4 protein-coding genes, 1 tRNA gene and 2 pseudogenes are annotated in these 6501 nt (G+C 63.8%); 2 read left to right on the top strand and 5 right to left on the bottom strand.

Features of this window, described 5'->3' with window-relative positions; translation table 11 throughout:
- Window positions 1–1138: threonine--tRNA ligase (locus C468_RS13925; RefSeq protein WP_193788261.1), on the bottom strand; the 1138-nt coding region annotated here is incomplete at its 3' end.
- Window positions 1139–1300: 162 nt separating this feature from the next.
- On the opposite strand from C468_RS13925, the gene C468_RS13930 reads away from it, so the two are divergent.
- A complete protein-coding gene (locus C468_RS13930) occupies window positions 1301–2281 on the top strand; it encodes a PLP-dependent cysteine synthase family protein (RefSeq protein ID WP_008849540.1) in 981 nt (326 codons plus the stop codon).
- An 80-nt stretch (window positions 2282–2361) separates the two neighbouring features.
- Here C468_RS13930 and C468_RS13935 read toward each other — a convergent pair whose 3' ends face one another.
- Entirely contained in the window at window positions 2362–2784 is a 423-nt protein-coding gene (locus tag C468_RS13935; RefSeq protein WP_008849541.1) for a CoA-binding protein, read from the bottom strand.
- A 112-nt stretch (window positions 2785–2896) separates the two neighbouring features.
- Window positions 2897–3499 (bottom strand): RAD55 family ATPase, encoded by a 603-nt coding sequence (locus C468_RS13940; protein ID WP_008849542.1) that lies wholly within the window; start codon window positions 3497–3499, stop codon window positions 2897–2899.
- Window positions 3500–3713: 214 nt separating this feature from the next.
- On the opposite strand from C468_RS13940, the gene C468_RS13945 reads away from it, so the two are divergent.
- Window positions 3714–3788 (top strand) — tRNA-Arg (locus C468_RS13945).
- Between the two features lie 249 nt (window positions 3789–4037).
- Here the strand turns inward: C468_RS13945 and C468_RS13950 are convergent.
- Together C468_RS13950 and C468_RS19220 are read right to left on the bottom strand one after the other, a co-directional pair.
- A pseudogene (locus C468_RS13950) lies at window positions 4038–6411 on the bottom strand (3'-5' exonuclease); the annotation flags it as partial.
- A gap of 9 nt (window positions 6412–6420) precedes the next feature.
- A pseudogene (locus C468_RS19220) lies at window positions 6421–6501 on the bottom strand (IS6 family transposase); the annotation flags it as partial.

A 6501-nucleotide genomic window follows, 5' to 3' on the forward strand; every position in this document is an offset into this window, starting at 1 on the left:
CAGAGATGTGTATAAGAGACAGGTTCTCGAAGTAGCGCTGCGGGAGGTCGCGGTACGACCACGACTGCTGGTCGAAGATCGTCGCGTGGCCCGGGCAGTTCATCGGCTTGAGCCCGTACTCCTCGTCGTTGACGTCGAGGAGGAACATGTCGTCCTTGTAGTTCTCGTAGTGGCCGGACTGCTTCCACAGCTCCGTCCGGAACACGTGCGGGGTCTCGACCTCCTCGTAGCCGTGCTCGCGGTTGAGCTCGTTCGCGAAGTCGGAGAGCTCGCGGAGCACGGTCTTGCCCGGCGGGTGGTACAGCGGGAGGCCGGGGCCGGTCACCGTCGGGATCGAGAAGAGGTTCATCTCCTGCCCGATCTTCCGGTGGTCGCGCTCCAACGCCTCCTCGCGGAGTTCGAGGTGCTCCTCGAGGGCGGACTCGGAGTCGAACGCCGTCCCGTACACGCGGGTGAGCGTGTCGTTGTCCTCGTCGCCGCGCCAGTAGGCGGCCGAGACCTCGAGTAAGGTCGCCGCGCCGACCTCGCCCGTCGACTCAACGTGGGGGCCCTGACAGAGGTCCCGCCAGCCGTCCTGCACGTAGAAGGTGACCTCCTCGTCGTCGGCCTCTTCCTCGAGGATCTGCAGCTTGTACTCGTTGTCGGCGTAGATCTCCTTGGCCTCCTCGCGGGACCGGACCTCGCGCTCGATGTCGTAGTCGGCCGCGATGATCTCGTCCATCTCGGCTTCGATCGCGTCGAGGTCGTCCTCGTCGAGGTCCACGTCGGTCACGTCGTAGTAGAACCCCTCGTCGGTCGGGGGGCCGATCGTGAGCGTCGCCTCGGGGTGGAGCCGCTGAAGCGCCTGGGCGAACACGTGGGCCGCGGAGTGGCGCAGCACCGTGAGATACTCGTCGGACTGGTCCGTGACGATCTCGATCCGCGCGCCGTCGTGGACTTCCGCGTGCTTTTCGACGAGTTCGCCGTCGATCTTCCCCGCGACGGTGTCGCGACCGAGCCCGGGGCCGATCTCGAAGGCGACGTCCTCGACTGTCGCCCCCGCCGGAACGTCCAGCTCTGATCCGTCCGGAAGGACGACCGTCACGTCGGCCTGCGCATCGGTCTCGCTCATACCTCTTCGGAACCGGACGAGGGGCATAAGTTTGTTCGATCCCCGGGAGGCCTTCACGCCCTCCCGAGCGGCGGTATCTCGCGGGGCCGATCGCCCTCCGATCCCGGCAACCCCCGCCGCCGCCGGCGACAAGGGGCGACCGACGCGGTCATGGAAACACACAAAAGAGCCGGCAACGATTGCGGCAACATGACGACCCATCGGGAGCCCCTGTCGTCGGTGATGGAGACGATCGGGGAGACGCCGCTCGTCCGGGTACACGACTCGCCGGACGAGGTGCCGGTGTACGCGAAGCTGGAGGCGTTCAACCCCGGTGCGAGCATCAAGGACCGCATCGGGAAGTACATGCTCGAACGCATGCTCGAACGCGGCGACGTGGGGGAGGGCGGTACCGTCGTCGAGCCGACCGCCGGCAACACCGGGATCGGGCTGGCGGTCGCGGCCGGGCAACTCGGATTAAACGCGGTGTTCGTCGTCCCGGAGCGGTTCTCGGTGGAGAAACAGCAGCTCATGCGCGCGCTCGGCGCCGAGGTGGTCAACACCCCGAGCGAGGACGGGATGGGGTTCGCCATCGACCGCGCCCACCAGATCGCCGAGGAGCTCGACGACGCCGTCGTCCCGCAGCAGTTCTCGAACCCGCTCAACGCGGAGGCGCACTACGAGACGACCGCCCCCGAGGTCGACGAGGCGCTGGACGGGGACGTGGGCGCCGTCGTCGCCGGCTGCGGAACGGGCGGGACGCTGATGGGGATGGCCCGCTACTTCCGCGAGCGGGATCCCGACACCCACGTGGTCGCCGTCGAGCCAGCCGGCTCCGCGTACCGCGAGTTCCTCGGCGAGGACGTGGCCCACGAGGAGTACAAGACCGAGGGGATCGGCACCCACGACATCGAGCGGAACGAGCTGTTCGACCCGACCCTCGTCGACGACATCCGGCCAGTCCCCGACCGCGCCGTCCACGAGGAGATGGGCCGGCTGGCGGCCGAGGAGGGGCAGCTCGTCGCCTCGTCCGCCGCCGCGAACGCGATCGCGGCCAAGCGGGTCGCCCGCGGGATCCGAGACGGCGAGATCGACGCCCCTGGCGAGACCGTCGTCACCGTCTTCGCCGACTCCTCGGAGCGATACCTCTCGAAGGGGCTCTACCGGTCGTTCGAGGAGTGGGAGGGGTAGGGAGAGTCGCCGGGTCGACCGGGCCGCCACTTCCGACCGGGACGCGTCTCCGGGCCGCCACTTCCGACGGAGAGGATCGACTACCCGCGCAGCCGCCCGTGTTCGACCTTCATACAGCGGTCTTGGACCACTTCGATCCCGTCGGCCTCCGCCGCCGCGGCCGCCTCGTCGTGGCTGATACCCAACTGGAGCCACGCCGCGTCCGCGTCGCCGCGCTCCGCGTGTCGCTCGCGCACGGCGTCGAGTATCTCCGGGACTTCCTCGCTCGGGCGAAACACGTTCACGAGATCCACGTCGGCCTCGACGTCGGCGAGCTCGTCGTACGCGGGCTCGCCGAGCACTTGGTCGGCATAGGGGTTCACCGGGATCACGCGGTACCCGTGGCGCTGGAGGTACGCCGGGACGTCGTGCGCGGCTTTCCCCGCCGTCGTCGAGCAGCCGATCACGGCCACGGTCTCGGCGTCGAGCAGTCGGTCGAGTCCCTCGTCGTCGGTGATGGGCATGGCCGTGTCTACGCGGTCGCGCGGATTAAAACACGCGGGGGGACAGGCCGGCCGGCACTCTCGCACCGACCGCCGGGTCAGGCCAGCCGGCACTCTCGCACCGACCACCGGGTCAGGCCAGCCGTATCTCCGGCTCGCCGTCCTCGGGAACCGTGATGACGCCGTCGAAGAGCTGTTTGAGGGTGTTCATCGCCTGCTCGTCGTGCGAGGTCGAATCGATGCTGAACAGGCCGAGCCCGTTGACGCTCTGGATCCGGCCGGTGAACACGTGGAGAAAGCGGAACACGGTCTGGAGGTCGGAGTACATCAACAGCGTCGACAGCGAGTGGACCATCACGCGGTTCTCCTCTATCCCGCGGTCCCCGAACGCCTGCAGGAACTCCGAGAGCTTGATCCCAATCCCGGTCATGTCTACCGGCGACGAGGCGTACTTGATGCGGTCTGACTCGCGGGCGTCGTTGACGCCCTGTTGGCGGGTGACGCAGTCGACGACCGCGACCGGCTTCCCCTCGTAGGGCGTCCGCTTCTGGTAGTCTTTGAGAACGCGGTCCGCGCCGTCCTTCGTGGTGACGACGATCGCGCCGTCACCGTCCTCGGTCCCGGCCGCTAACAGGTCCATCATCAGCGACCGCTTGCCGGTCAGCGGCGGACCAGTGAGAAGGAGGTTCGTTCCGGGGTCGACCTCCTCGTCGAAGTGTGGCCTCAGGTCATACATGGGCGTACCTCAGCGACGACGGAACCGACTCGGGCCACTCGTTCGGCGGTGACGCCGTGCGACCAAGACACATCTACTACGGAAACCATGCCGGGTCCCGATAATATTCTTTTTGATCCCCCGTGGGGCTCGAATTGCCCGCGCCGACTCGATCGGGTACGAAGTGATTTCGAATCGCGGGACTTAACATCCTCACCGAAGTACCGGTGATTACGGGCGCTTAGCTCAGTCTGGATAGAGTGCTTGGCTTCGGACCAAGCTGTCGCGGGTTCAAATCCTGCAGCGCCCATCATTCTGCGTGACGGGCAACATTTGGCAGACGGCGGCACGACGCTTATAAAGGAACCCCTCCTTGGCCGTTTTGATTTCATCACGCTCCGTGATGGGGGTCGCCGGTGTCATGCGATTCGCTTACATTTGAATGACAGCATACGCGCATAATTCTTTGGCAAGGAGTGTAACTCAAACACCGCGCGAGACGGCTGGCACCACTTCAACCGCCAACAGAGCCGTTTCTTTGGATAGTCGATGATTTGAGCTAGTCTTCGAACTCAGGATCGACGCTGAATGAGTCTGGTGCGCAGGGGAGCTGGTTGTGTTGACACCACTGACAGTGTTCATCTGCAGTGTACCGGCTAAACGAGAACTCAGCAATACTGTTCATCGACTCTGTCACGTCTTCTTTGACTGATTCGAGTTCGGCCTCGTCAAACACCCGCGATTCGACTTTTGGCCCAATCTCGCCGACGTACGCGTACCCTGCTTGTGCGATCGGCTCATCGTACAGGTCACGACAGGCCAATAGGTAGATTGGGAGTTGCTTGTCGTCCTGTAGGTCGCGGTGGCGTTCAGTCGCTTTGTAATCGATGACGACCAGTTCTCCGCCAGGCGTCCGGTAGACGGCGTCAATGTACCCGACGAGTTCGTGGCCATCGATATCGAGTTCGAACTCTCGCTCGGCGTCGATAATCTCGTACTCGGGCAGATCCAACTCGAAATACCGGTCGATACACTCCTGGGCTGCCGGGAGCGCGTCCTCGGCGCGGCGCTGACCGGCGAGTCGCTCACAGATGTCGTACCACTCCGCACGCCGATCAGCGTCTTGCTTCGCCGCCTGCTCTGCGGTGTCGTGGAACAACAATCCGATCTCACGTTGTGACACACCGCTTCCGGCGGTGCTCGTGGACTCCTGGTAATCGGAGAACGCATTGACCACGTAGTCGAGGTAGTGACTCCGCGGGCATTCCTCGTACGCCGCCAGTGACGTGTAGCTGTGCGAGAGCGATGGCGATGGGGTTGACGGACCAGTCAGCGACGCCACGTGGAGTGTGTCCCGCTCGCCGCCAGATGAGAGGTCCCCGTTGAGAGAGGCCGTTGCGAGGTCGACCACGCGGTCGCGCGCGGTCTCAACGGGCAATTCCTCGCCGTCATGCGTAACGGTCCCGCCGACGTTCCCGATCGTCTCGCTGGCGAGTGTTGACGTCCAATTCGCTGTTGCATTCGGGAGACACTCTTGGATGTCGGTCCAGAGTGGGAGATGGCCACGTTCCGGTTGCCACGGAATTCGTGGTGGCAGGATCTCACTGACTGCCTCAGAAACGGGGTGGTCGTCTTCAGCGTCGTCGGTGTCCTCACTGCCTCCCTGTAGGACGAGAACGTCTTCTGCGCGCGTGATTCCAACGTGGAACACGCGCCGAGTTTCACGCGCATCTCGCTCGACGAAGTCCTCGGCGAACGCTGCGTCTGCGCCATCCGAGAGGCCGGTTTCGAATGCATCATATGTACGCGAACTTGGAGCCCACTCGTCAGCCGTGACCTGCGGGATGAAGACGACTGGGAAGTCGAGCCCCTTGCTTTTGTGGATGGTCATGACGTTGACCGCGTCGTCGGCGATATCCGGCTGACTCGTGGGTGCGGTGACACTCTCATCGAACAGGGAGTCGTAGTGTTCGAGCGAGTCGATGAACTCTGGAGTGAGCGGCGGTTGGACGGCGCTGTCTCCGTACTGTTCGATGACGTCCTCTAGCTGGGCGAGATCCCGGCGCTCCTGCTCACTGAGATACCACTCGATGTTCGTGAGCGCTGTGAGCTCGCGGTACAGGTGGCTGAGTGACGCCGAGTCTCGGAGCTCGAGCAGTTCTGTGGCGTGATCGCGGGCTTCCGTGATGCGATCGGGCTCCTCGAACTCGTCAAGCGGTGTGTCACGGAGCGCGTCCACGAGTGAATCGTCCTCGTCGTTGAGTGTTCGAAGGTCTGTGTTGCACACGCGATACCGCATCAGAAGCACACGATTCCAACTCACCTCGTCTGCCGGCCGGGCGAGCGCTTTCAGATACGCGGTGACGGTGCCAACGCCGACTGACTCCGTGGCTAAATCCCCAGCCACCTGGTACGGGATCCCGGCATCCTCGAACTCCTCGATGACGGGTGTGGCGTGGTCATTTTTCCGGACTAGCAGCGCGATGTCGCCTGGGTCGTACGTCTCATCGAGGGTCTCTGCGTTACCGCTCACCACATTCTGCCACCCCGGTGCGAAGTTGCGCCGCACCATCTCCCTCGTCTTCGTCATCTGGGAGTTCGACGGTAGCGACGGTGTCCCCGTCGTACTCGGGCTCGTCAATGCGAGTGAGCGTCTTGTGTCGTTCTCGGTGGTCGAGCTTCGTGATCGCTTCGTTCGCCAAGTTCAAAATTGGCTGTCGAGAGCGGAAGTTCTCCTCTAGCGGTTCGTCGGTGAGCGTTTCGAACGTTTGGTCGAGCTCGTCGGTGATATTAGCGACGTGCGCGCCGCGCCACTCGTAGATCGCCTGATCGTCATCGCCAACGACGAACAAGTTGTCGTCGGTAACGAGCGACGTGACGAGGTCGAACTGAAGGCGATCGGTGTCTTGGAACTCGTCACAGAACACGTACTCCCGGTCGCGTTAAGTTTGGCGTGAATTGTGGTAGACTGCGACGGCTTCGAGCCAATTTTGAGCTGTCTCGAGCGCGACATTGCTGAAACT

Source organism: Halorubrum kocurii JCM 14978 (assembly GCF_000337355.1).
Taxonomy (GTDB): Archaea; Halobacteriota; Halobacteria; order Halobacteriales; family Haloferacaceae; genus Halorubrum; species Halorubrum kocurii.